The 23,992-nt window shown below is 35.8% G+C and carries 26 protein-coding genes; 18 read left to right on the forward strand and 8 right to left on the reverse strand.

Going from position 1 to position 23,992, the window contains the following annotated elements; all coding sequences use genetic code 11:
• Window positions 1-44: 44 nt before the first annotated feature.
• Window positions 45-710, reverse strand: a complete 666-nt coding sequence (locus DZ858_RS08090) for a YceI family protein (RefSeq protein WP_117159056.1) — start codon at window positions 708-710, stop codon at window positions 45-47.
• 155 nt (window positions 711-865) lie between these two features.
• Between DZ858_RS08090 and DZ858_RS08095 the strand changes: the two genes are divergently transcribed.
• The 10 genes from DZ858_RS08095 (at window position 866) to DZ858_RS08140 (ending at window position 11,146) form a co-directional block, all read left to right on the forward strand.
• Complete coding sequence (locus tag DZ858_RS08095; protein ID WP_117159560.1) at window positions 866-1,429, forward strand: nucleotide exchange factor GrpE; 564 nt, start codon at window positions 866-868, stop codon at window positions 1,427-1,429.
• 4 nt (window positions 1,430-1,433) lie between these two features.
• Window positions 1,434-2,543, forward strand: a complete 1,110-nt coding sequence (dnaJ, locus tag DZ858_RS08100; protein WP_117159057.1) for a molecular chaperone DnaJ — start codon at window positions 1,434-1,436, stop codon at window positions 2,541-2,543.
• A 282-nt stretch (window positions 2,544-2,825) separates the two neighbouring features.
• Window positions 2,826-3,752: an ABC transporter ATP-binding protein gene (locus DZ858_RS08105; RefSeq protein ID WP_117159058.1), complete on the forward strand. Its 927-nt coding sequence runs from the start codon at window positions 2,826-2,828 to the stop codon at window positions 3,750-3,752.
• Window positions 3,753-3,757: 5 nt separating this feature from the next.
• Entirely contained in the window at window positions 3,758-5,065 is a 1,308-nt protein-coding gene (locus tag DZ858_RS08110; protein ID WP_117159059.1) for an ABC transporter permease, read from the forward strand.
• 2 nt (window positions 5,066-5,067) lie between these two features.
• Window positions 5,068-5,964: a mechanosensitive ion channel family protein gene (locus tag DZ858_RS08115; protein WP_117159060.1), complete on the forward strand. Its 897-nt coding sequence runs from the start codon at window positions 5,068-5,070 to the stop codon at window positions 5,962-5,964.
• Between the two features lie 8 nt (window positions 5,965-5,972).
• Window positions 5,973-6,905, forward strand: coding sequence for a DUF6268 family outer membrane beta-barrel protein (locus DZ858_RS08120; protein ID WP_239990742.1), 933 nt, complete (start codon window positions 5,973-5,975; stop codon window positions 6,903-6,905).
• A 3-nt stretch (window positions 6,906-6,908) separates the two neighbouring features.
• The gene (locus DZ858_RS08125) at window positions 6,909-8,072 is read left to right on the forward strand and encodes a sigma-54-dependent transcriptional regulator (RefSeq protein ID WP_117159061.1); all 1,164 of its coding nucleotides are present in this window, start codon (window positions 6,909-6,911) and stop codon (window positions 8,070-8,072) included.
• Window positions 8,073-8,079: 7 nt separating this feature from the next.
• Window positions 8,080-8,958, forward strand: coding sequence for a PPK2 family polyphosphate kinase (locus DZ858_RS08130; RefSeq protein WP_117159062.1), 879 nt, complete (start codon window positions 8,080-8,082; stop codon window positions 8,956-8,958).
• Between the two features lie 59 nt (window positions 8,959-9,017).
• Window positions 9,018-10,430 carry a M20/M25/M40 family metallo-hydrolase gene (locus tag DZ858_RS08135; protein ID WP_117159063.1) on the forward strand — a complete coding sequence of 471 codons (1,413 nt, stop codon included), beginning with the start codon at window positions 9,018-9,020 and terminating at the stop codon, window positions 10,428-10,430.
• 5 nt (window positions 10,431-10,435) lie between these two features.
• Window positions 10,436-11,146 (forward strand): YqjF family protein, encoded by a 711-nt coding sequence (locus tag DZ858_RS08140; RefSeq protein ID WP_117159064.1) that lies wholly within the window; start codon window positions 10,436-10,438, stop codon window positions 11,144-11,146.
• Here DZ858_RS08140 and DZ858_RS08145 read toward each other — a convergent pair whose 3' ends face one another.
• Both DZ858_RS08145 and DZ858_RS08150 read right to left on the reverse strand, forming a co-directional pair.
• A complete protein-coding gene (locus DZ858_RS08145) occupies window positions 11,147-11,818 on the reverse strand; it encodes a DUF1853 family protein (protein ID WP_117159065.1) in 672 nt (223 codons plus the stop codon).
• A 217-nt stretch (window positions 11,819-12,035) separates the two neighbouring features.
• Window positions 12,036-12,491: a DUF1801 domain-containing protein gene (locus DZ858_RS08150; protein ID WP_117159066.1), complete on the reverse strand. Its 456-nt coding sequence runs from the start codon at window positions 12,489-12,491 to the stop codon at window positions 12,036-12,038.
• Between the two features lie 75 nt (window positions 12,492-12,566).
• Here DZ858_RS08150 and DZ858_RS08155 point away from each other — a divergent pair, with 75 nt between their 5' ends.
• Genes DZ858_RS08155 through DZ858_RS08165 form a run of 3 tightly spaced genes read left to right on the forward strand, consistent with a single transcriptional unit; the run spans window position 12,567 to window position 14,766 of the window.
• Entirely contained in the window at window positions 12,567-13,955 is a 1,389-nt protein-coding gene (locus DZ858_RS08155) for an MATE family efflux transporter (protein ID WP_117159562.1), read from the forward strand.
• An 18-nt stretch (window positions 13,956-13,973) separates the two neighbouring features.
• On the forward strand, window positions 13,974-14,204 hold the full coding sequence (locus DZ858_RS08160; protein ID WP_117159067.1) for a hypothetical protein: 231 nt from the start codon (window positions 13,974-13,976) through the stop codon (window positions 14,202-14,204).
• Window positions 14,197-14,766: a phosphatase PAP2 family protein gene (locus DZ858_RS08165; protein WP_117159068.1), complete on the forward strand. Its 570-nt coding sequence runs from the start codon at window positions 14,197-14,199 to the stop codon at window positions 14,764-14,766. Before DZ858_RS08160 ends, DZ858_RS08165 begins: the two co-directional genes overlap by 8 nt.
• 130 nt (window positions 14,767-14,896) lie before the next feature.
• On the opposite strand, the gene DZ858_RS08170 is transcribed toward DZ858_RS08165, so the two are convergent.
• The 3 genes from DZ858_RS08170 to DZ858_RS08180 are packed head-to-tail and all read right to left on the reverse strand — an operon-like array spanning window position 14,897 to window position 17,854.
• Window positions 14,897-16,525: an ArnT family glycosyltransferase gene (locus tag DZ858_RS08170; RefSeq protein ID WP_117159069.1), complete on the reverse strand. Its 1,629-nt coding sequence runs from the start codon at window positions 16,523-16,525 to the stop codon at window positions 14,897-14,899.
• Window positions 16,515-17,147 (reverse strand): lipid-A-disaccharide synthase N-terminal domain-containing protein, encoded by a 633-nt coding sequence (locus tag DZ858_RS08175; RefSeq protein WP_117159070.1) that lies wholly within the window; start codon window positions 17,145-17,147, stop codon window positions 16,515-16,517. Before DZ858_RS08175 ends, DZ858_RS08170 begins: the two co-directional genes overlap by 11 nt.
• Window positions 17,144-17,854, reverse strand: a complete 711-nt coding sequence (locus DZ858_RS08180) for a glycosyltransferase family 2 protein (protein WP_117159071.1) — start codon at window positions 17,852-17,854, stop codon at window positions 17,144-17,146. Before DZ858_RS08180 ends, DZ858_RS08175 begins: the two co-directional genes overlap by 4 nt.
• A 98-nt stretch (window positions 17,855-17,952) precedes the next feature.
• Between DZ858_RS08180 and DZ858_RS08185 the strand changes: the two genes are divergently transcribed.
• Complete coding sequence (locus tag DZ858_RS08185; RefSeq protein WP_117159072.1) at window positions 17,953-18,900, forward strand: NAD-dependent epimerase/dehydratase family protein; 948 nt, start codon at window positions 17,953-17,955, stop codon at window positions 18,898-18,900.
• Window positions 18,901-18,902: 2 nt separating this feature from the next.
• Here DZ858_RS08185 and meaB read toward each other — a convergent pair whose 3' ends face one another.
• Window positions 18,903-19,985, reverse strand: coding sequence for a methylmalonyl Co-A mutase-associated GTPase MeaB (gene meaB, locus DZ858_RS08190; RefSeq protein ID WP_117159073.1), 1,083 nt, complete (start codon window positions 19,983-19,985; stop codon window positions 18,903-18,905).
• Window positions 19,986-20,076: 91 nt separating this feature from the next.
• Between meaB and DZ858_RS08195 the strand changes: the two genes are divergently transcribed.
• Window positions 20,077-20,508 carry an organic hydroperoxide resistance protein gene (locus tag DZ858_RS08195; RefSeq protein WP_117159074.1) on the forward strand — a complete coding sequence of 144 codons (432 nt, stop codon included), beginning with the start codon at window positions 20,077-20,079 and terminating at the stop codon, window positions 20,506-20,508.
• 83 nt (window positions 20,509-20,591) lie between these two features.
• Here DZ858_RS08195 and DZ858_RS08200 read toward each other — a convergent pair whose 3' ends face one another.
• A complete protein-coding gene (locus tag DZ858_RS08200) occupies window positions 20,592-21,167 on the reverse strand; it encodes a PA2169 family four-helix-bundle protein (protein WP_117159075.1) in 576 nt (191 codons plus the stop codon).
• 148 nt (window positions 21,168-21,315) lie between these two features.
• Here DZ858_RS08200 and DZ858_RS08205 point away from each other — a divergent pair, with 148 nt between their 5' ends.
• The 3 genes from DZ858_RS08205 to DZ858_RS08215 are packed head-to-tail and all read left to right on the forward strand — an operon-like array spanning window position 21,316 to window position 23,852.
• Window positions 21,316-21,861: an RNA polymerase sigma factor gene (locus tag DZ858_RS08205; protein WP_117159076.1), complete on the forward strand. Its 546-nt coding sequence runs from the start codon at window positions 21,316-21,318 to the stop codon at window positions 21,859-21,861.
• Window positions 21,845-22,447, forward strand: coding sequence for a hypothetical protein (locus DZ858_RS08210; RefSeq protein ID WP_117159077.1), 603 nt, complete (start codon window positions 21,845-21,847; stop codon window positions 22,445-22,447). Before DZ858_RS08205 ends, DZ858_RS08210 begins: the two co-directional genes overlap by 17 nt.
• Window positions 22,425-23,852 (forward strand): YggN family protein, encoded by a 1,428-nt coding sequence (locus DZ858_RS08215; protein ID WP_117159078.1) that lies wholly within the window; start codon window positions 22,425-22,427, stop codon window positions 23,850-23,852. The genes DZ858_RS08210 and DZ858_RS08215 overlap by 23 nt, the downstream gene beginning before the upstream one ends.
• Window positions 23,853-23,992: the final 140 nt, after the last annotated feature.

The following is a 23,992-nucleotide window of genomic DNA, read 5'->3' on the forward strand; positions in this document are numbered from 1 at the left end:
CAATAAGACCGTCTTTTTAATCAATAATTATTTTGATTCTTTGATTACTTTTTAGCAACCAATGATATTGTCAATTCAATCTCATCATTAATAAACTTATCTCCTAAGTTATCAAATACTGATTTAGAACCGTAATTAACCCCCCATTTAGTTCGATCAATGGTAAAAGGCTTAGTTTCAATCACTACTTTATCAACGTCCATGTTTACAGTTGCAGGAAATTCAATATGGTTGGTTTTATCTTTCATAGTAAGATTCCCTTTTACCATAGTGTGGTCGCCCATTGCTTCAACTCCTGTTAATTCAAAAGTTGCAGTAGGATATTCGTTTACATTAAAGAAGTCTCCTTCTTTTCCTTCCACAGTACCCATAAGGTGTGCTTCAAGGTTAGCTTTTTTCTCACCTTCTAAATCTTCATCGGTAATGGTCTTCATGTCGATGGTAAAATTACCAGCTTCAATCATATTATCTTTTACTGAAAGTGAACCGTCTGCTATATCTACCGTTCCGTGATGGCTTCCTGTTGGCTTTTCACCGTGCCATTTAACGGTCGATGCTGCAGTATCAACTGTATAGCTTACAGCTTCCTGTGTAGTCTCGGCAACTTCTTTTGCTTCAGATGTTTTTGCTTCTTTTTTTCCGTCGTTACAAGAAATAGCTCCTATTGCAATAAAAACTGCTAGTGTACTATTGATGATGGTTTTTTTCATGGTTTATTTTGTGTTTAGTTTCTTTTTGCAAAAATAGCAGTTACAGATTTTATTATTCTTAAAATACTATTAAAATAAACACTTGACATTTTGTCATTTCATATTAAATGGCAGTACTTTTGCACCTTTCAGAAAAAACAAAAATGAACTCATTCATGAGCAAGAAAAATAAAACCAAAAAAGAGGAAGTTGCCGAAAATGATGTGGTAACGAAAGAGCAGGAACAGCAAGACACTGTAGATACAACTGAAAATGAAAAAGTTGAAGAAGATGAGCTAACAAAACTACAGGAAGCGCTAGAAAAAGAAAAAGAACGCAACTTACGTTTGTTTGCTGAGTTTGAAAATTATAAAAGAAGAACCGGCCGTGAGCGCGTAGAGTTGTTTAAAACAGCAGGGCAGGATGTCATAACATCACTACTACCAGTAATGGATGATTTTGATCGTGCCTTGAAAGAGATTGAAAAAACGGATGACAAAAACCTTTTAAAAGGGGTGGAGTTAATCCAGAATAAATTGAGAGAAACCCTTCGAGCTAAAGGATTAGAACCAATAGAGACTAATCAAGGGGAAACGTTTGATGCTGAAATTCATGAGGCGGTGACACAAATTCCCGCCCCGTCAGACGATTTAAAAGGAAAAATAATTGATGTAATTGAAAAGGGATATACCTTGGGTGAAAAGATCATCCGGTTCCCAAAAGTTGTGATAGGCCAATAATTGTATGAAGGAAGATTATTACGAAATACTCGGTTTAAGTAAAAACGCTACGGCGGCAGAAATTAAGAAAGCATATCGAAAGAGAGCTATTAAGTATCACCCAGATAAAAATCCTGGTGATGCTGAAGCTGAAGAGATGTTTAAAAAATCTGCTGAAGCATATGAGGTTTTAAGCAACCCCGATAAAAAAGCGAAGTATGACCAATTTGGTCATCAAGCCTTCGATGGTTCTGGTGGTTTTGGTGGCGGAGGTATGAATATGGACGATATCTTTAGTCAATTTGGAGACATCTTCGGTGGCGGAGGTTTTGGCGGCTTTGGCGGTTTTGGCGGCGGTGGTCGCAGAACTGTAAAAGGAAGCAACCTTCGTATTCGCGTACAGCTTACTCTTGAGGAAATAGCAAACGGGGTAGAAAAGAAAATTAAAGTAAAGCGTAAAAAAGTTGCCCAAGGCACTACCTATAAAACCTGTACAACCTGTAATGGATCGGGACAAATGACCCGTATACAAAATACTATTTTAGGACGTATGCAAACTGCTACTACGTGTAGTACGTGTAGCGGGGCAGGTCAAATTGTAGATCAAAAACCTAACAACGCAGATGCACATGGTATGTTAGCTACAGAAGAGACTGTTTCTATAAAAATACCTGCTGGAGTTGTAGACGGTATGCAGTTAAAAGTTTCTGGTAAAGGAAACGATGCGCCAGGTAATGGAATAGCAGGAGATCTTTTAGTAGCGATTGAAGAAAAAGACCATCCTACCTTACAGCGTGAAGGCGATAATCTTCATTATGATCTTTATGTAAGTTTTTCAGATGCAACCCTTGGTGCTTCAAAAGAAATTGATACTGTTACTGGAAAAGTGCGTATAAAGGTAGAGCCTGGAGTGCAAAGTGGAAAAATATTAAGACTCCGTAACAAAGGAATACCAAGTATTAATGGATACGGTTCTGGAGATTTATTGGTTCACGTAAACGTATGGACACCAAAAACATTAAGTAAGGAACAACGTGCTTTTTTCGAGAAAATGACTGACGATGAGCACTTTCAACCCAAGCCTGAAAAAGAAGATAAATCGTTTTTTGAAAAGGTAAAAGACATGTTTTCTTAAATAAACGTTAATTAAATAATTTTTACTTATATTTGATTCATCGCTACACTTTGTAGCGATAATTTTTCTTTTTCATAGCAATTTTTTTCCCACCCTTTATTTATAGAGGGTGGGTTTTGTTTTTTTAGAAACTCTAGATTTTTAAATGTATTTATTCTGAATAATCAGGTGTTGAAAATTGTAACAATCTATAGTTTTTTTGCACTAACATATTAAATTACTTAGAATACTATTTGCCTTCAAGGGCATTTCAATACCTTTACGAAATCGATAGTAAAAATTATGGAAAAACTTTTAGTAGCAAACAATGTTTCTAAAACATTTGGTAAGCATAAAGCAATCAACAATATTTCAGTTGAGGTACCAAAAGGAAGCGTCTTTGGTCTCTTAGGTCCTAACGGAGCGGGGAAAACAACTTTTATACGTGTTATTAATCAAATTACCATGCCAGACACAGGTGAGGTTATTTTAGATGGAGAAAAACTACAACCACACCATATACAATATATTGGTTATTTGCCAGAAGAACGTGGCTTGTACAAATCTATGAAAGTAGGGGAACAAGCATTGTATTTAGCACAATTAAAAGGTTTAAGCAAAACCGAAGCTAAAGAGCGCTTAAAGTATTGGTTTGACCGTTTGGAAATTGGCGATTGGTGGAATAAAAAAATACAAGAACTATCGAAGGGGATGGCACAAAAAATTCAATTTGTGGTTACCGTTATGCACAATCCAAAACTGCTAATTTTTGATGAACCTTTCAGTGGTTTTGATCCCATAAACGCTAATTTAATAAAAGACGAAATATTAAAATTACGGGATGATGGAGCAACGATAATTTTTTCAACACACCGTATGGAGTCAGTTGAGGAAATGTGTGACCATATTGCTCTTATTAATAAAGGTAATAAAATCTTGGATGGTAAGTTGATAGATATTAAACGGGAATACAAATCGAACACTTATGAAGTTGGTATTCAAGCTGAATATCCCGATGTAGTTACAGCCGATTTAAAAGAAAAATTCACCTTGTTTCCTGCTACTTTTAAAAGTATTAACAACGAATTACAGTATAAAATTCAGATTCCTGAAACACATACTGCAAACGACTTAATCACGTATTTAACTGGAAAAGGAGAGCTTACCCACTTTGTGGAAGTAATCCCTTCTGCGAACGATATTTTTATAGAAACTGTACGTAACAACTAATCAATATGAATCATCTTTTACTAATTCTAAAAAGAGAATATTTAAATAAAGTACGTAACAAGTCATTTATCATTATGACTTTTTTAAGTCCGTTAATATTGGTAGGTATTTTTACGTTGGTAGCTTATTTATCAAATATTAATAGCGATAGCGTGCGTACTATCACAATTTTGGATGAAAGTCAACTGTTTGTCGATCAATTTGAAGATACTGGCTCCATAGATTACAAACCATTGAGCGATATTTCGCTTGCTGAAGCCAAAAAACTCTCCGAAGAGTCTGAATATTATGGATTTTTGTACATTCCGAAGACACAGACTATTGATGAGCTTGCAAACAAAATCACATTTTATTCTGAAGACTCCCCTTCTTTGACTATTATGGACGATATCCAAGATGCCATAGAAGAAAAAGTAAACACAGAAAAACTACAGGAAGCAGGGATCGATTCTAAAAAAATAGAAGAGCTTCGTATTAAAATAAATACAAATTTAGAAACCTACGCTGGGCAGGAAACCTCAAAACTAGGATCGGGTCTTAAGTTAATATTTGGTGGAGCCGCTGGTTATCTATTGTTTATGTTTATCATTATTTATGGAAACATGATTATGCGCAGTGTTATAGAGGAGAAAACTAGTAGGATTATTGAGGTGATTATTTCTTCAGTAAAACCTATGAAACTGTTATTAGGTAAAATTTTTGGTACAACCTTGGCCGGAATTACACAATTTGTAGCTTGGATGTTATTAATAGGTGTGTTTAGTGTAGTTGTTACTTCTGTATTAGGTATAGACCCTTCAGCAGTACAAACTCCTCAGCAACAAATGCTAGAAGCCAATGGTAGTGGGGCGGAACAGATAGCAATGGAAGTTATTCACGAAATTAACTCATTGCCAATAGCCAATTTAATTATCATGTTTATATTGTTTTTTATTGGCGGTTATTTGCTATACGCTTCGTTATATGCAGCTATTGGAGCTGCTGTAGATAGCGAGACCGATACGCAACAATTTATGATGCCTATTTTAATGCCATTGATTTTGGCTGTGTATGTAGGTTTCTTTACTGTAATTGATAATCCACATGGTACGGTTTCTCAGGTATTTTCTTTTATACCATTTACCTCACCCGTAGTAATGCTCATGCGTATTCCATTTGGAGTACCTATTTGGCAACAAATTGTATCAGTAGTTATTTTATTTGCTACATTTATAGGTACAGTGTGGTTTGCTTCAAAAATATACCGAGTGGGTATTTTGATGTATGGAAAAAAAGCAAGCTACAAAGAGATTATCAAGTGGCTTAAATACTAATAATGATTCAGCAGGAAAACGTTTCTGAAAAAATAGAAGAAGTTGTAACGAACGATATTTGGGGAAGTATAAAAGATTTTCTCCAATTAGGCGCAAATTTTGGCGAAGGGGATAAGCAAGTAAATGTGACCATTGGCTTGTTGTTGCTTATCATCATATCATTTTTTATTGCAAGTTTTATTTTAAAGTGGATACGGCGTTTGTATACCCGTAAAATGCAAGAATCTGACAAGCGTAAGTTTATAAGTGTTTTTAAATTTATAAAATACGTTACTTACATTGTAGTTGTTTTTGTTGTTTTAAGTGTTGCAGGATTTAATATTACCCCCTTTTTAGCAGCTTCTGCAGCACTATTGGTTGGTTTGGGGTTAGCACTTCAAGACCTTTTTAAAGATATAATAGGTGGTATTTTCATTATCCTAGACAAATCACTTTTGGTGGGCGATATTATTGAATTAAACAGTAAAGTTGGTAGAGTAATAGATATAAAGTTGCGTACCACCCGTGCCATTACACGTGATGATAAGATTATCATCATTCCCAACCATAAATTTATTACCGATACTATATACAATTACACCCAAAACCATCGAACTACAAGGGAATATGTAAAAGTTGGAGTTGCTTACGGAAGTGATACAAACTTGGTTAAAGATCTGCTTTTGCAAAGTGCCGAAAAACAAAAAGGTGTGTTAAAAAGTCCTAAACCTTTCGTATTATTTGAGGATTTTGGAGATTCAGCACTTATATTTAGTATCTACTTTTATATTGGTGACAGTTTTGTCGATCCTCGTATTAAAAGTGAGATGCGTTTTCGTATAGACCAACTGTTTAGAGAAAACCAAATTACCATCCCGTTCCCGCAACGCGATGTACACTTATTTCAAACTAAAAAATAATTAACAATTTGAAAAACAAAAATAACGACGGTATTAAGAAATTTTTCACCCTATTTCTAATCCTATTTTGCAGTACTGTATTTGCACAAACCACCGATCTTGCAAGGGTTGAATATTTAAACATTCCTTTTTCAAAATCAGATAACTCCATACAAAGGTATCGAGCCCTTGTTCAAGCGCCTATTCCTTTAGATAAGGAGAATAATAGCATTTTTGTAATTAGTTTGGAGTATCGCTATATCGATTTTTCCATAAAAGATACTGATGACCAACTTGCTTTTGGTGATAATTTAGTTGATTCCTCCCAAGATATGAGACTCAATTTAGGATATACTTGGAAGTTTAACAAAGATTGGCGTTTTGGCGTTAGGGCAGGAGCACGGATTAACTCTACGTTGGAAAATAGCATAGAAAGTGACGATCTTGTGTACGAAGGTGGTATTTATGCCATTTTAGACAAAAAGGATGACTCTACAGCTACCAAGCCATACCGACTTATTTTAGGACTTACCTATTCAACTACTCCTGGACGTAATTACCCCTTGCCACTCATAAACTACTTTAGAGAATTTCGTCCTAATTGGACATTTACTTTGGGGGTGCCAAAGACCAATATACGCCATTATTTAAATGACAGTCATAAAGATGCAATACAAGCTTTTGCGACCTTGGATAATATTTATGCTAACCTTCAGAATAACTTTGTTCCAATGTCAAGCCAAAACCCAAATAATAAACAAGTGGAGAACATAGAGCATACCATCGGACTTTTAGGGTTGGGGTATGAGCACTTTTTTACAGACCATTTACTTTTTTATGGTTATGCCGCTCATTCTGTTTATAATAATTTCAGAATGGAAAATAATGATGGTGATAAAATCTACGAAATAAACTCTACAAACACTCCTTACTTTCGAGCTGGATTAAAATTCAAATACTAAGTTATGCCAAAGATTTTAATAATTGAAGACGAAGCTTCTATACGTCGTGTTTTGGTAAAAATCCTTACTGAAGAAAACGACACGTATGAAGTTACGGAGGCCGAAGATGGTCTAGAGGGAACCGAACTTATTAAAGACAAAGATTTCGACCTTGTACTTTGCGATATAAAAATGCCAAAAATGGATGGGGTAGAAGTGTTAGAATCCATAAAAAAAGTAAAACCAGAAACACCTATTGTTATGATTTCCGGTCACGGAGATATTGATACCGCTGTCAATACTATGCGAATGGGTGCATTCGACTATATTTCAAAGCCGCCAGATTTAAACAGATTGCTAAATACCGTTCGTATAGCCTTAGACCGAAAGGAATTAGTAGTAGAAAATACCCGATTGAAGAAAAAGGTAGGTAAGAACTATCAAATGATAGGGGAATCTGAAGAAATTCTTCACATTAAAGAAATGATTGAAAAAGTGGCCCCGACTGAAGCTAGAGTCCTTATAACAGGTCCTAACGGAACGGGTAAAGAACTAGTGGCCCATTGGTTACATCAAAAAAGTGACCGTAACAAAGGTCCAATGATCGAAGTAAATTGCGCCGCCATACCAAGTGAATTAATTGAAAGCGAACTGTTTGGTCACGTAAAAGGGGCCTTTACAAACGCTAATAAAGATCGAGCAGGAAAATTTGAAGCCGCTAATAAAGGAACTATCTTTTTAGATGAGGTAGGCGATATGAGTTTGTCTGCGCAGGCAAAAGTGTTGCGTGCCCTTCAAGAAAACAAAGTACAACGTGTAGGTAGCGATAAAGATATAAAAGTAAATGTACGTATTGTTGCCGCTACCAATAAAGACCTAAAAAAGGAAATTGAAGAAGGAAACTTCCGGGAAGATTTATACCATAGACTGGCTGTTATTTTAATTAAAGTTCCACCATTGAACGAGCGCCGAGATGACATTCCACTATTGGTAGATTATTTCAGCAAAAAAATAGCCGATGAGCACGGAACAGCAAATAAAAATTTCTCTGAGAAGGCCTTAAAAAAATTAAAAGAATACGACTGGACAGGAAATATCCGCGAACTTCGAAATGTAGTAGAACGGTTGATAATATTAGGAGGAACCGAAGTAAGTGAAAAAGATGTAAAACTATTTGCAACCAAATAAATACACTATGAAAGCGTTTAATATTTCAGATTATAAAGTATCTAAGAAAGTAAACATTAAAGAAACAACAACTAAAGTTGATTTAGACGCTACAAAAGATGAAGTAAAAGATGCTTTAAAAACTACCCGCAAAGATTTAGCTAAGTTTCAGGATACTATGTATGCCCATGGCAAATACGCTGCATTAATTTGTTTGCAAGGAATGGATACAGCCGGAAAAGATAGCCTAATTCGTGAAGTTTTTGAAGAATTCAACAGTCGGGGAGTAGTAGTACACAGTTTTAAAACACCTTCAAAAAACGAATTAAAACACGATTACCTTTGGCGCCATTATATAGCATTGCCACAACGTGGAAAATTCGGTGTTTTTAACCGTACCCATTACGAAAATGTATTGGTTACGCGCGTTCACCCCGAATATATTTTAAATGAAAACATACCTGATGTAAACCAAGTTTCAGATATAGATGAAACCTTTTGGCAACAACGTTTCGAACAAATAAATGCATTTGAAAAGACACTATCCGAAAACGGAACAGTAATTTTCAAATTCTTTTTAAATATTAGCAAAGAAGAACAAAAACAACGTTTGTTAAGACGATTGAATAAAAAAGACAAAAATTGGAAGTTCTCGCCCGGCGATTTAAAAGAACGTAAACTTTGGAATGAGTATATGAAATGCTACGAAGACGTTTTAAATAATACGTCGACTGAATATGCTCCGTGGTATATCATTCCTTCCGATAGCAAACCAACTGCTCGTTATTTGGTTTCAAAAATATTGTATGAAACCATGTTCAACTTTAAAGATATCAAAGAACCTGAGTTGGAACCCGAAATTAAAGCCAAGATTTCGGAATATAAAGAACAATTAAAAAATGAATAGCAAACAAACTACAATGAAAATTGGTTTGTACCGTTATTCAAATTGAAAATAGATTATCTATGAATAAATTAGCTACCCTAATTCTCACCGCTTTATTTTTCTCTCAATCCTACGCCCAAAAAGTCAATATTGAAGATTCACTTACCATTCGTAATATCTATGATATGGCTTTATTAAATGGAAAAAGCTATGATTGGCTAGACCATCTTTCCAACGAAATTGGCGGAAGACTCTCAGGTTCTTTAGAGGCGCAAGAAGCTGTTGAGTATACTGAAGCAGAATTAAATAAATTAGGTCTTGATAAGGTTTGGTTGCAACCTGTAATGGTGCCAAAATGGACGCGGGGAACCAAAGAATACGCGTATATTGAAACCGCTCCTGGACTTTCCACTACAACCGATATTTGTGCATTAGGAGGTTCCGTAGCTACACCAGCATTAGGTTTAAAAGCTGAGGTTATTGAGGTACAAGGATTAGAAGATTTAAAAAATTACGGACGGGAACAAATAGAAGGTAAAATTGTTTTTTATAACCGTCCTATGCAAGCTAATTTAATTAATACTTTTGAAGCCTACGGCGGTTGCGTAGATCAACGCTATGCCGGAGCTATGGAAGCTGCTAAATACGGAGCCGTTGGTATTGTAGTCCGCTCTATGAATTTACGTAAAGACGATTTACCCCATACGGGCACCATGAGCTATGGAGATACGCCTGCCAATCAAAGAATTCCTGCTTGTGCAATTAGTACCAATGGGGCCGATTATTTAAGCAGGGCATTGGGTATAAAACCAGACCTTAAATTTTATTTCAAACAAAACTGTAAAACATTTGATGATGTTCAGTCATATAACGTTATTGGAGAAATTACTGGAACAACATACCCAAATAAATATATTGTAGTAGGCGGTCATTTAGATTCTTGGGACTTAGGTGATGGTTCTCACGACGATGGCGCAGGCTGCGTACAGTCTATGGAAGTATTGCGGTTGTTTAAAGAAATAAATTACAAACCAAAACACAGTGTTCGGGTAGTATTGTTTATGAATGAAGAAAATGGACTTCGTGGTGGAAAGAAATATGCTGAGCAAGCAAAACTGAAAAATGAACAACATATTTTTGCATTAGAAAGTGATGCCGGCGGATTTACCCCGAGAGGTTTTTCATTCGATACCGATGCTGCAAACTTTGCACAAATTGAAAGCTGGAAACCATTATTTGAACCCTATTTAATCCATTCTTTCACTAAAGGTGGAAGTGGAGCAGATATTGGCCCTTTAAAAGATGAGAACATTGTTTTAGCAGGATTACGTCCTGATTCGCAACGCTATTTTGACCATCATCACGCCGCTAATGATACGTTCGATGCTATTAACAAGCGCGAACTAGAATTGGGTGGTGCAACTATGGCAAGTTTGGTATACTTAATTGATAAATACGGAACTAAAACTGAAATGAGCAAAGTTAAAAACTAAAAGAGATGAGTTTTTTAACAGCAGAATGGAGAAGATTAGCTTTTGCCAATTATGAAGTAGACCCTAAATCACTTCAAAAATTCCTTCCTGCTCATACCGAATTAGATATATTTAATAATACTCACTATGCTAGTCTAGTAGGGTTTATGTTTAAAAACGTAAAACTATTAGGAGTAAAAGTACCTTTTCACGTAAACTTCGAGGAAGTGAATCTTCGCTTTTATGTGCGATACAAATCTAAAACTGGCTGGAAGCGCGGTGTTGTATTTGTAAAAGAAATTGTCCCTAAAAGAGCAGTTACTTTTATAGCCAATACTTTTTATAATGAACGATATGAAACACAAAAAATGAATCATATCTGGAAGAGTAAAAACGATAGTCTCATTACGGAATACCATTGGTCACAAAAGGGTAAAGAACAGTTTTTTAAACTCGATACCGAATTAATCCCCCATTCAATTCAAGCAGGTTCTGAAGACGAATTTATAACAGAGCATTATTGGGGTTACGGCAAACAAACAGACCGTAAAACCACCGAATATGAAGTTACGCACCCTAAATGGGGTGTTTATAATGTGAATAATTATGATATTCAAGTAGATTTTGCTGCAAATTATGGGTCTGATTTTGAGTTTTTAAATGCAGCTACACCAACTTCAGTTATGCTTGCAGAAGGTTCACCTATTAGCATCGAGGGAAAAAATACCATCAAGTAGTTACCACCAAACCACAAAGAATTTTTCTACAATACCCTTTTGCTTTTTATAAACCAAAGGGGATTTTTTCTTGGCTATAAGCGAGGAAACACGTTCTTTGGCTTCGGAAAACGAAAACCAATCGGTCAAGCTTTCAGGCGAGAGCAACCATTGTTTTTTATCAGGGATTGCAAATTGAGCATCACTAGATTCTTCGGTATCAAATTCTGAAAAAGGAAGGTATGTACCCACTACACATTCTTGATAATACTCAGGGAGTTGTTCTTTGTTGAAATATTTCGGAAGAAATAAAAATGATTTAATACAAACTTGCTGCTCAATCTCAGCAATATTAAGTTGTAATTCTTTTAAAGCTACAGCTGTTTCAGAAGCGTATAATAACGGGAACTGTTTTTCTTTTACTTTATCCAGCTTTTCTTGTAAAGTATCTTTCCGGTTGGGGCCAATCCATTTGGCTGTGTATTTCGGGCCTAAACTATCATCAAACAAGTAAAATTTACAAGCCAGTTCAATATGAAGTGTTTTGTTGGTTTTACTGTCAAAAACTAAATAATCTAATTCACCCAAAGTTTGTGTTTCACCTTGTATTTGGATATTGGCCGCGTGTAACTGGTATCGTTTGGAGTGTTTCAGAAGGAATTCAAAACATACTTCCGCTTGCTTTCCCAGCATCAATTTTGAAGGAAACTGAAACTGCGAGGTATCAATTTCTTCTTTAGTAAAAGAAAAAAAAGAAAATGGAAAAGACTCCGAAACGCCTTTCAGGTCCGATGCTTTTATAAAATTATCTAATGTGTTAGTTGATATAATATCTTTTCTGTTAAGGCTTAATTTTTCGACACCTGAGTAGCGCGACGGTAGGAGGGATTTATCGAAGGCTCAGTACCCGTTAGCTCTTCACCACACTTTCATATTTTTCAATCCATTCATCAACCGTCATTTTGCCAAGTAGTTCAGCTATTAAATCGAAAGGGATTTTCTTAGGGTTTTTAAACCGAATACAGCTTTTTCCCATATCTAGTTTGTTAGAAGCATGCTTAGGCCATTCGTTCGTAAACCAATTTAGTAAGTCAGGATCGCTGTAAATTCCAGAATGATATAGCGCAATGTGGTTTTTTTGAGATGCTAAGTTTATAAAAGGCAACGGCTGTTTGGGGTCGCAATGATATCCGTCAGGATATCTGGAGTGCGGAACAACATACCCTAGCATTCCGTAATTCATTTGTTCTTTAAAGCCTTTGGGCAGGTTTTCTAAAATTAAATTCCTAAATTTTGTAATGACTTCTTTACGATCTTCAGGAAGTTCGGTGATGTATTGCTCAGGTGTTTTGGCGTGAGACTGCATGGTTTTGAAATTTTACGGAAAGTTACCAAATTTAGTCCGATTGGGTTTGCTACCTTTGCCAAAAAAATTTTCAAGTTGTTACGACAATATACTAAAGAGTTTAAATATAACATTCGTCTCGCTACGCCTGTAATATTAGGTATGTTAGGGCATACAGTAGTGGCTTTAGTTGATAATATCATGGTAGGGCAATTGGGAACCGCAGAACTTGCCGCCGTATCCTTAGGAAACAGTTTTATGTTTGTCGCCATGTCTATTGGTATTGGTTTTTCTACAGCGATAACCCCCTTGGTTGCCGAGGCAGATAGTGAAAACAATTTTGAAGCCGGTAAATCATCTTTTAAACATGGACTGTTTTTATGTTCTGTATTAGCCATAGCTATGTTTTTGGTTTTGCTATTAGCAAAACCGTTGATGTATATAATGAACCAACCTGAAGAGGTTGTCGAGCTAGCAATGCCGTATCTTAACTTAGTAGCTATATCTATTATTCCGCTAATAATTTTTCAAGCTTTTAAGCAGTTTAGCGACGGTTTATCGATGACGCGCTATCCAATGTATGCTACTATTGTGGCGAACGTGGTAAACGTTATTTTAAACTATATTTTCATCTTCGGAAAACTGGGAATGCCTGAAATGGGTGTGGTCGGTGCCGCTATTGGAACGTTGGCTTCACGTGTTATCATGGTAATTTACCTTTGGTATATGCTATCACAACATCATAAATCGAGGAATTTTGTCTTAAATATCAAATTCTTTACGCTATCAAAAGCAATGCTTAAAAAGGTATTTAACTTAGGAAGCTTATCTTCTATGCAAATGTTTTTTGAAGTAGCTATTTTCACGTCTGCTATATGGCTTTCAGGAATTTTAGGAAAAAACCCGCAAGCGGCTAATCAAATTGCCTTAAACCTGTCGTCTATGACGTTTATGGTTGCCACAGGTTTTAGTGTGGCAGCTATGATACGTGTAGGTAACCAAAAAGGATTAAAGCGATTTTTAGAATTACGCCGAATTACATTTTCTATTTTTCTGCTTTCTACCATACTAGCAGTCGTATTTGCTATATTTTTCATGATTTTTAATACAGCTTTACCAAAACTGTATTTAGATTACGATAATGCAACCGAATTTGCCGATAATTATGAAGTGGTTTCAATCGCTGCTAAATTGTTGTTAATTGCGGCTGTTTTCCAGATATCCGACACGGTACAAGTGGTAGCTTTGGGGGCATTACGTGGTATGCAAGACGTAAAAATACCTACTCTAATTACTTTTGTTGCCTATTGGTTAATCGGGTTTCCTATTATGTACTACCTAAGTACGCTTACTGAATATGGAAGCTCAGGAATTTGGTTTGGACTCTTGGCAGGTCTTACCGTTTCCGGCATACTGTTATTCATAAGATTTAATTACCTTTCAAAAAAATTAATTGCAAGTAAAGCTGAAGCAGAACTTGTCTAGTTTTATAAATTTATCAACATGACATTACCCAAATATATTTTAGGCGATAATACTGATTATCCCAACGCTATTTTTGTAATCCATACGGAGTTTCCCCGTTTTATAATCAATCTTGAAGATGATGAGGTGGAATGGCTAGAAGAATTTGACAACCACGACCAAAAAGAATTGGAGTCCGAAACTGAAAATTACATTAAAGAAGCAACCGAATTTTATGACCGCGAAGTAGCCCGTTACGAAGATGATTGAAGAACTACTGAAATATGATGCCGAGATTTTTTTGTTACTCAATAAACTGGGAAACACTTCTTGGGATGGGTTTTGGTTAATCGTGACTGAAAAATGGTCATCCATTCCTATTTATGCGTTTCTATTATACCTTGTTTATAAACATTATGGGCTAAAAGGCACTTTGGTTGTATTAATAAGTGTGGCTTTAATGATTACTGCAACCGACCAATTAGCCAATTTATTTAAATATGGAATAAAACGTCCACGTCCATGTCAAGTAGAGACCTTGCGTGAAACCATGCGTTATGTAGCAGTGCGCTGTGGCCGCTATGGATATTTTTCTGCCCACGCTGCCAGTTCGATGGCTGCAGCTGTATTTTTAAGCTTATTATTAAAAAAATGGTATAGGTATCTGCCCTTTCTTTTATTATTTTGGGCTGCTGTAGTTGCATACAGCCGTATTTATTTAGGCGTTCACTATCCTTTGGATATTGTTACCGGAATGTTTTTTGGAGGCCTAATAGGGCTGTTATTCTATAAATTACAGCTTTGGGGACAACGGAGGTTTGTGAAAAATTAGATTTAAGTAGATTCATAACGAAGGCCACTGAGTGAATAGTTCAGAATGGAAAACAAATGCTGAAATGTAGGATACTGAGTGAATAGTTAAGAATGCAATTCTTAACTATTTGTATCGAAGTACCGAAGTGTTACTTTTTCACCAAATACAAATCCCTATACAAACGATCACGGTGCGTACGACTGCCAGGGGCATTAGGATTCATATCGTAACGTGTTACTTTTTCTATGGAATAACCCTCAAATTGTTTTCTGAAATATTCTTTATCCGGTTCTGCAACGAGCACGCCAAAAGTAGCTTCATTAGGTGTTTTAAAGCGCTCGTCTTTTTTGAGTACTTCAATAGGTTGTCCGTATTCCCAAATCATTTCAGGAGTAAAGTACGTGAGTTCGTAGACGTTTAAATTGGTTTTCTGCTGCCAATCATTCAATTTAGCCAAACTTTTATATTCTGGATTAATCGTCAATGTTTTGGCGAGCGGCATTCCAAAACAGATAATGGAAGCAATAAAAGCAATGGTTAAATAGAAAACCGGTTTTATTTTTTTCTGAATTAATTTTTTAATTATAAAAACTCCAATTGCAATTAAAACAATGGAAAGTACAATGTACCAACCCCAATTTCCAGAAAGTGCTTCCGAACCTAAAAATAAATAACCACCTATTGGGAAAATAAGACCGATAGTAGCGATCAATCCGAAGTTAAAATACACAGGAATGGTTTCTCGTTTATCTTTTAATTCAGAAAACCTTCGAAAGAGATATTCAATATAAAAACCCGTATTCAAAGCCAATGGAATCAGCACTGGAAGTAAATAGCGTGATTTCTTTTCAGGAATAATTGAAAGCAATACAACCGAAACCATCGTCCACAAAAACGTAAATAAATACGCCTTTTTATTGAATACTCGATTTTTTAAATATGGAAAGAGCAAGCCAACAAAAGCAGGAATCGTCCAAACGCCGCTTTGTGTAAAAAAACTCCAATAGTAATAAAAAGGACGCACATTATAGCTGGTCCAATTTGAGGTTTCTTTTTTGGTAATGGCAGCAACATCTTGCGTATCAAAAGTGAAGGTGTACCAATGCCACCAACCTGAAACAAGTAGTGCGACTACTAAAAAGACAAGCAACGGCAGTATTCTAGATTTAAAGTTATGGTATTTGTAAACAATTCCGAAGGAAATTAAGAAGGGTAATAACAGTGCATACAAAGAAACAGGTCCTTTACTCATAAACGAAAACCCAAAAAAGAGGGCAGCGATTAACGCGTGTTGGTATTTTTTTTCTTCCGAAGTAAAAAAGAGGTATAATTGGTAAATGCAGACCATCATAAACCCGTGGGTAAAAATATCCCATTGGCCATTTCGCCCGGCAAAGACAATGTAAAAAGATGTCGCCATAATCAAGGATGATACAAAAGCGTATGTCCTGCTACGGGTAAATTTTAAAGCTAGTTTATAAGAAAATATAATTAAAACAACTGTAATTAAAGCAGCAGGAAGTCGAAGAGCGGTCAAGCTTTTTAATCCAAAAGTAGCTGCTGATAACGCTGTAAGCCAGGTGGGCAAGGGTGGTTTTTGGTATCGTGGTTCGCCATTTAATGTGGTAAGTAGCCAATTGCCATCGTGTAACATTTCACGAGCGGTTGTGAAATTTCGAGCTTCCATAATGTTCACGAAGATAGCATCGAGATTTACAAAGAATATTGCAATGCAAACTAGTATTAGTATCGTGATATGTATTTTTTTAACCTTCAAATCGACGTTGTTTTTTCCAGATAAATATATTTCGAATGTAAATTACCAATCCAGCAATATGACCAATAAACAATACGGGATCTTCTCTAAAAATTGCATAAGTTAATATCAATGAAGCCCCGACAACACTCATTCGCCAAAACCCGACGGGTAGTTGAGAGGTTTTGGTTTTTTCAGAATACAGCCATTGATAAACAAAACGCAATGTGAAAATCAATTGCGAAAATATTCCCAATAATAATAACCAGAGAGGGATATCTTCGTTGTTAAATAATTGATTAATATCATATTCGCCGTTGTTATAAGCATAAACAACGATAAAAATTGGGAAGGCGAGCAAAAATAATTGAAACCATTTAGGTGATTTCTGCCATTCACCTTGTAAATGAAGGTTTCGTATGTAAATAAAATACGTGAGCGATTGTCCTAACATAATGGCAAAATCGTCACGTAAATAGCCATAAACAAATAGTAAAAAGGAGGCCAGTAAACTCAATTTCCAGAATAGGGAAGGGGTAATAACGCGTTTACTTTTTTCTGAAAGAATCCATTGCACCAACAACCGACCCGAAAAAAGAGCTTGTGCTAAAAAGCCAATGCCATAAATAAGCCAATTGCTCATCCTTTGCTTTTTACTTGGTAATTAATGTACTTTTTTTTCATCCATAAATAGGCAAAACAATCCATTAAAGGGCCTATAAGTCGGTTCCAAACACCAAACTTGGCCGTTCCTGCCATTCTAGGAAAATGCTGTACTGGTATTTGTATAATTTTTCCATTTTGTAATAAAATCATAGCCGGTAAAAAACGATGTAACCCTTCGAACATAGGGATGCGTTTTGCATAATCGGTTTTAATTACTTTAAGGGGGCAGCCTGTATCATCCATTCCATCGTGAGTAAAAGTACGCCGAATGCCATTGGCAATTTTTGAAGACATATTTTTTACAAACGTATCCTTTCTATCGGCTCGAACGCCGGTAACTAAATCATATTCACCAATATGTTGTAATAGTAGGTTAAAATCTTCCGGTGCAGTCTGTAAATCAGAGTCAATATATCCCAAAAGTGGTGTTTCTACATAGTCAAATCCAGCTTTAATGGCAGCGCTTAAGCCACGATTCTCTTTAAATGAAATGTAGTTGAACGCTTCATTTTTGCTGCAAATGGTCTCTATTAATTCTTGACTGTTGTCCGAAGATCCATCGTTAACCAATAAAACAGCCGTTTTTTTAGTAGCTATTTTAATGTAAGCAAGTAGTTCTTTTTCTACCCGTTCCAGATTGTCTTCTTCATTGTAAACAGGGACAATTATGGTAAATTGGTACATATAGGATTACAAATTTGTTTGTGCAAAAGTATTTCTTTTTTAATGAATAATTCAGAAACATAAAAAAAGCTGTTACTTTGTACTTTGAAAAATGCAATATGAAGATACTCGTTACAGGCGCAGCAGGGTTTATAGGGTCACATACTTCGGAACGATTAGCTAACATGGGACACCACGTAATTGGGATTGATAACTTCTCTCCTTATTATAACATTGAGTTGAAAGAGCTTAATGCTAAAACTCTTTCGGAAAAAGGTGTCGAGATACTACGATTCGACCTTCGTACCGATAATTTGGTTGAAGTCCTTCCTGAGGATTTAGACTATATTTTTCATTTTTCCGCACATCCGGGTATTTCGAATACTTCGACTTTTGAAGATTATTTCTCAAACAACATCCTTGCGACTAAAAACCTGATCGATTTTGTTCTTCAGTGTAAAAAGCCACCTTTTATTATAAATATTGGTACGTCTTCTATTTATGGACTAGAGGCTACTTTTCCAGAACATGTTGCCCCTAAACCTGCTTCGTGGTACGGAGTAACCAAACTAGCTGCAGAGCAATTGGTCTTGGCAAAATCACGCGAGGGGAAATTACAGTCTACTTCCATGCGCTTGTATTCGGTGTATGGACCACGCGAACGTCCAGATAAATTGTATACGCGATTAATTGACTGTGGACTCAACAATAAGCCGTTTCCGTTGTATAACGGCAGTGAAATACACCTACGGAGTTTTACGTATGTACAAGACATTGTAGATGGTATTGTGAGTATTATTGGTAAAGAAAATATAGCAAATGGTGAGATTTTTAACTTAGGTACCGAAGAAGAAAGCACAACCGCTATTGGAATAGAAACAGTTGAAACGTTGCTAGATACTAAGATAGAAATTTCGGCTAAACCGCCACGTGCTGGGGATCAATCGCGTACCAAAGCGAATATAGATAAGGCCAGAAAATTATTAGATTATAATCCTACTACAACCTTAGAAGAAGGGTTAAAAGCACAAATAACCTGGTTTAGAGAAAGTTTTATTAAAAAATAAACTCACTCATTCAACTCCAATAAATATGTTGCCGCCTCAAACGGTGAAGTTTTATTCGCTTTAATAAGCTTTAATTGAACTTCCAATGCTTTTTTTACTTTCGGGTTGTTATAGAAATCACGTTTTAAGGTATTTTCTATAGTCTGCAATAACCAAAATTTGTTTTGCTCTGTGCGTTTATGCTGAAAGTATTCATTGTCTTTTGTTTCAGAAATATACGTTTCAATTAATTCCCAAACAGCATCAATTCCTTGATTTTCAAGTGCAGAACAAGTGAGTGTTTTTGGTGTCCAACCACTTTCTTTAGGTGGGTAGAGGTGAAGCGCACGATTAAACTCATTTTTAGCCATCTTGGCCGCTTTCAAATTTTCGCCGTCTGCTTTATTAATCACGATGGCATCGGCCATTTCCATGATCCCGCGTTTTATACCTTGTAATTCGTCTCCGGCACCAGCTAGCTTTAACAATAAAAAGAAATCGGTCATAGAATGGACAGCAGTTTCACTTTGACCTACACCCACGGTTTCAATAATAATAATATTATAGCCAGCTGCTTCACATAAAATAATGGCTTCTCGTGTTTTCTGTGCTACACCACCCAACGAGTCGCCACTGGCTGAGGGTCTTATAAATGCATTGGGGTCCTTTACCAATTCTTCCATTCGGGTTTTATCGCCTAAAATACTGCCTTTGCTCAATGTGCTACTAGGATCTACCGTGAGCACGGCTACTTTGTTCTTTTTTGAAGTCAGCAGTTTACCAAAACTTTCAATAAAAGTACTTTTTCCTACTCCCGGTACACCGGTCACCCCAATCCGTATTGATTTATTGGCGTGTGGCAAACAGGCTTCAATAATCTTTCGTCCTTGTTGCTGGTGTTTTTCTGCAGTACTCTCTATTCGTGTTAAGGCACGACTTAATTGCGTTTTGTTTCCTGCAAGCAATCCTTCCGTTATTTTTTGAGTAGAAGGAGCTTTGCTTCGATTTTTTTTCAAACGTTCTGCAGCCTTCGGGTTTAATCGCATAGGTTGATCAATTCCTTTTTTTTCTGAAAGCGCTTTGCTATTATTTTGCTTTTCTGCCATTGCTGAAATTTATGACAATTTTATGAATATCGGTTTTAAAAAGCGATGAAACCATAGTATATTGAATATTATTAAATAAAAAAAGCAAAAAATGAAAACATTATACGAAGCTACTTCAGTAGCTAAAGGAGCGAGAAAGGGACACGTTAAAACCGAAGATGGACCAATAGATCTTAACCTATCAGTACCCAAATCAATGGGTGGTGAAGGTGGTGATGGTACCAATCCTGAACAATTATTTGGTTCTGCTTACGCAGCTTGTTTTGGAAGCGCTATAGAAGCCATAGCCGAAAAAAAGGGCGTTGAGGTTGATACCGAAAAAATAAGCGTGACAGCAACAATAGGAATTGGTAAAACCGAAAAAGGTAATTTGCAATTAAAAGCAACTTTAGACTGTTATATTCCGGGAGTAGACGTGGAAACTGGAGAAGATTTGGTAAACCAAGCACATGTAGTTTGTCCATTCTCTAGAGCTACACGAGATAATATTACAGTAACCCTTAACTTGATGTTGGACGAATAAACAACAGAGTAAGTAATACAAAACAAAAAAATCCCTTTTCAAACTGAAAAGGGATTTTTTTGTTTTTAGAATAAAAGATCTAACTAAATAGCTCTCAAAGGGATTACCCTTCCTCTTTCATCGTCATCATCTTCTCTTTTATTATCATTGTTTTTTTTTGAACCTTCATCGCTGCTTTCCTTCTTTTCAGCTGCTTGTTGGGGTTCTGGAACGAAATGGGTTTCTTTATGTTGTTCAGATTGCTTAATGTACCACTGCAATTTTTGCTTTTGCTTTTCTAAAAGACTTAAAATACCATCGGGCAACTCTCTGCGCTCTAATAGTTCATCGTATCTTTTAATATTATTTATATCTCTTGATATACATTGATTTAAAATAACGGTAGCATCAAATTTTTCCAAGGCTTCTTTTATTTCTTGCCAAGTTCGGTCAATATTTCCTTTGTCTGAATCCTCTTTAAGTGGTTCTATACCGCGGGAATGCAGTTCATTGGAAATATCATGACTCATCCGGTTACGTTCGGTAGCCATATAGTTCAAAAACCGTTTTAAATGGGTAGTATGTGCATCTTGAGCAGCATTGTAATAAAGCTTTTCTGCTTCAAAACTAGCAACCAACAAACGATTTAATTTATTAAAGTCAGCGTATTTCTTCTTCATAAACAGTGATTTATACCAAATTTACTATAAAAGCTTTAGTTATGGCTGTAAATTTATATTTAATTTAAGCTAAAATATGTTAAGATTTGCAACACACGTATAAAAGTGTCGTCTTTTAACTGAACAGCAACCAAAAAAACCATCAAGCTTGTCCAATTCATTACTTGTTGAACAATGTAAACAGCACAATCGCAAAGCGCAGTTGGCACTTTATAAAAAATATTGTGATGGTATGTTTATCATAGCACAACGGTATATGAGGGACACGGCAGCGGCAGAAGATGCCATGCAAGAAGCGTTTATAAAAGCGTTTCAAAAACTGGAGCAATTCAAAGGGGACGTCACCTTTGGTGCTTGGTTGAAACGGATTGTGATTAACACTTGTCTAGATATTATCAAAGCTAGAAAGCTAGAAATACAGTCTTTAAACGAGGAGACCTTGCATATTGTTGATGAAGATGACGCATGGCATGTGCCGGACAAGACAACAGTAGAAGAAGTAAAAGCAGCAATTGCAACATTAAATGAAAATCATAAACTCATAGTGAAGTTATATTTATTGGAAGGGTATGATCATCAAGAGATTTCTGAAATCTTAAATATTTCAGAAAGTGCATCTCGAACCAATTTACACCGCGGAAAAATACAATTGCAAAAACAATTAAAACACGTACAAGATGGCACAGGATATTAGGAAGATGTTTGAAAACAGGCCTGAAGAGATTACAAAACCTTCAAAAGGTCACGAAACACGTTTTGAAAAAAAATTAGAAGAGGCATTTGGAGAAACCAAAACAAGAAAACCCCAACCCTCCTCAAACTTTATATGGCTTAAAGTGGCTGCGATTGCTATTGTGCTACTTTCTGTCGGTTTTTTTGGATACCAACAACTTTCTAAAGAAAACCCTATTGAGGTAGTTGAAGCTCCTAAACAAAATACTGAAACTAATACTAATTTGGCAAAAATAACATTGGGCGATCTTTCACCTGAACTTAAAAAAGTAGAAAACTATTACCAGACCGGAATCAATGTACAGTTAGCTTCCCTTAAAATAAAAGGCGATAACAAAGAATTAATCGATGGGTATATGAATCAGTTAAGTAAACTAAACAAAGAATATAAACGTCTTACACTAGATTTAAACGAAGCAGGCCCTAGCGAAGCAACCATCACTGCATTGATCGATAATTTGCAATTACGTTTGGAATTGCTGTTCAAACTTAAAAACAAATTAAAAGAACTAAAAAATCAAAAAGATGAGACCACAAGTATTATTTAAAATAAGTATTACCACAATTATACTATTAATTTCTACTGCAATAACAATTGCACAAGAGCAATACAAAGAAACCTTTAACGTAAAGGATGACGCTACTGTTTCAGTAAATACAAGTCATACTCGCATTATTTTTGAAACATGGAATAGAGACAAAGTTGAAGTAGAAGCCTATATAGAGGGAGAGAAGCTTTCTGAGGCAGAAAAACAAGAACTATTTGACAATTGGGACTTTAGTGTACTAGGCAATAGCAATAAAGTTGTGATAACCTCTAAAGGGGGAAATAGCTGGAATGGTATGGCCTCTATGGAGCATATGGAGGGAATGGGAGGCCTTGACTTTTTAGGCCCGATGATGGAAGAAATGATTGTTCCTATGATTAGTAATATGAAAATCCCAAATCTCCCAGATGATTTATTGAAAGATATTGGCAACATAGATTTTGATTACGAAGAGTTTCAAAAAGACGAAGAAGCTTATATAGAGAAGTTTGAAAAGCAAATGGACAAAAAATTTGGCAAAGACTTCGAAGTGAAAATGGAACAATGGGGCAATGAATTTGCTAATCAATATAACGAAGAAAAGTCTGATAGCATTGCCGCTGTTTGGGAATCTAAAATGCAAGGCTGGGGTGAAAATTTCGGAAAACGTATGGAAGCTTGGGGCAAACGTTTTGAAAAAGAAATGGAAGCTAGATACGGAGGAGAAGATGGTAATTATAGCAAAACAGTTCAAACCGATCCTTTTGGTAATAAAACCATCATCATTCAAGGGAATAAAACTAAAAAGTCTAAAACCAATAAATCAAAAGGCGTAAAAACCATTAAAATAAAAATGCCGAAAGGAGCAAAAACTGAAATTGATGTTCGGCATGGAGAAATTGAAATGGCAGATGCAGTAAATGTAAAGGCTACATTGAATCATTCACCGTTTACAGCAAATAGTATTGATGGGGGAGAAACCCTCATCAATGCTTCTTATGCACCAGTTGTAGTCAATAATTGGAATAATGGCACATTATATCTTCAATTTGTTGAAAGCTGTAACATTGCAGATGTAAATACGATTAATCTACAAGCAAACTCTAGTGATGTATTAATAGGGAATGTAGAAAAAGAAGCTATTTTAGCAGGCTCTTTCGGAAACTTAAAAGTAACTCATGTTTCCAACGGATTTAAGAATATTGATATTTTATTAGAAAATACAGATGCTGTGTTATACATGCCCGATACTGCTTTTTCTTTTTATTTCAACGGAAAAAAATCTACCTTACAATATCCAAAATCACTTGATTTAAATCGAACTAAAAATTACAACCGTGTATTGGTTAGAGGGTTTAACAAAAACAGTAATGCTGGTAAAAATGTGACCGTTAATGCCAATTACAGTAATGTAAAAATTCAATAAGCAGAGCATGTTAGCCAAAGTAAAAGCACCGCATAATATAAGCCGTTCTTTTCAAGCAAAAAGGAATTTTTCATTAATAACAATAGATTCCTCAGTCAAGTCTTCTTCAGAGTAACAAGAAGATTATTTTCTAGACAATT

The organism is Marixanthomonas ophiurae (genome assembly GCF_003413745.1).
Lineage (GTDB): Bacteria > Bacteroidota > Bacteroidia > Flavobacteriales > Flavobacteriaceae > Marixanthomonas > Marixanthomonas ophiurae.

Coding starts and splice junctions, on each gene's coding strand:
- DZ858_RS08135 (WP_117159063.1), top strand. CDS start 9,018: ATGAATAAATTAGCTACCCTAATTCTCACCGCTTTATTTTTCTCTCAA.
- DZ858_RS08140 (WP_117159064.1), top strand. CDS start 10,436: ATGAGTTTTTTAACAGCAGAATGGAGAAGATTAGCTTTTGCCAATTAT.
- DZ858_RS08130 (WP_117159062.1), top strand. CDS start 8,080: ATGAAAGCGTTTAATATTTCAGATTATAAAGTATCTAAGAAAGTAAAC.
- DZ858_RS08095 (WP_117159560.1), top strand. CDS start 866: ATGAGCAAGAAAAATAAAACCAAAAAAGAGGAAGTTGCCGAAAATGAT.
- DZ858_RS08150 (WP_117159066.1), bottom strand. CDS start 12,491: ATGCAGTCTCACGCCAAAACACCTGAGCAATACATCACCGAACTTCCT.
- DZ858_RS08180 (WP_117159071.1), bottom strand. CDS start 17,854: ATGTACCAATTTACCATAATTGTCCCTGTTTACAATGAAGAAGACAAT.
- DZ858_RS08090 (WP_117159056.1), bottom strand. CDS start 710: ATGAAAAAAACCATCATCAATAGTACACTAGCAGTTTTTATTGCAATA.
- DZ858_RS08200 (WP_117159075.1), bottom strand. CDS start 21,167: ATGAAGAAGAAATACGCTGACTTTAATAAATTAAATCGTTTGTTGGTT.
- DZ858_RS08115 (WP_117159060.1), top strand. CDS start 5,068: ATGATTCAGCAGGAAAACGTTTCTGAAAAAATAGAAGAAGTTGTAACG.
- DZ858_RS08175 (WP_117159070.1), bottom strand. CDS start 17,147: ATGAGCAATTGGCTTATTTATGGCATTGGCTTTTTAGCACAAGCTCTT.
- DZ858_RS08210 (WP_117159077.1), top strand. CDS start 21,845: ATGGCACAGGATATTAGGAAGATGTTTGAAAACAGGCCTGAAGAGATT.
- DZ858_RS08160 (WP_117159067.1), top strand. CDS start 13,974: ATGACATTACCCAAATATATTTTAGGCGATAATACTGATTATCCCAAC.
- meaB (WP_117159073.1), bottom strand. CDS start 19,985: ATGGCAGAAAAGCAAAATAATAGCAAAGCGCTTTCAGAAAAAAAAGGA.
- DZ858_RS08165 (WP_117159068.1), top strand. CDS start 14,197: ATGATTGAAGAACTACTGAAATATGATGCCGAGATTTTTTTGTTACTC.
- DZ858_RS08105 (WP_117159058.1), top strand. CDS start 2,826: ATGGAAAAACTTTTAGTAGCAAACAATGTTTCTAAAACATTTGGTAAG.
- DZ858_RS08185 (WP_117159072.1), top strand. CDS start 17,953: ATGAAGATACTCGTTACAGGCGCAGCAGGGTTTATAGGGTCACATACT.
- DZ858_RS08145 (WP_117159065.1), bottom strand. CDS start 11,818: ATGCTGGGAAAGCAAGCGGAAGTATGTTTTGAATTCCTTCTGAAACAC.
- DZ858_RS08215 (WP_117159078.1), top strand. CDS start 22,425: ATGAGACCACAAGTATTATTTAAAATAAGTATTACCACAATTATACTA.
- DZ858_RS08195 (WP_117159074.1), top strand. CDS start 20,077: ATGAAAACATTATACGAAGCTACTTCAGTAGCTAAAGGAGCGAGAAAG.
- DZ858_RS08110 (WP_117159059.1), top strand. CDS start 3,758: ATGAATCATCTTTTACTAATTCTAAAAAGAGAATATTTAAATAAAGTA.
- dnaJ (WP_117159057.1), top strand. CDS start 1,434: ATGAAGGAAGATTATTACGAAATACTCGGTTTAAGTAAAAACGCTACG.
- DZ858_RS08125 (WP_117159061.1), top strand. CDS start 6,909: ATGCCAAAGATTTTAATAATTGAAGACGAAGCTTCTATACGTCGTGTT.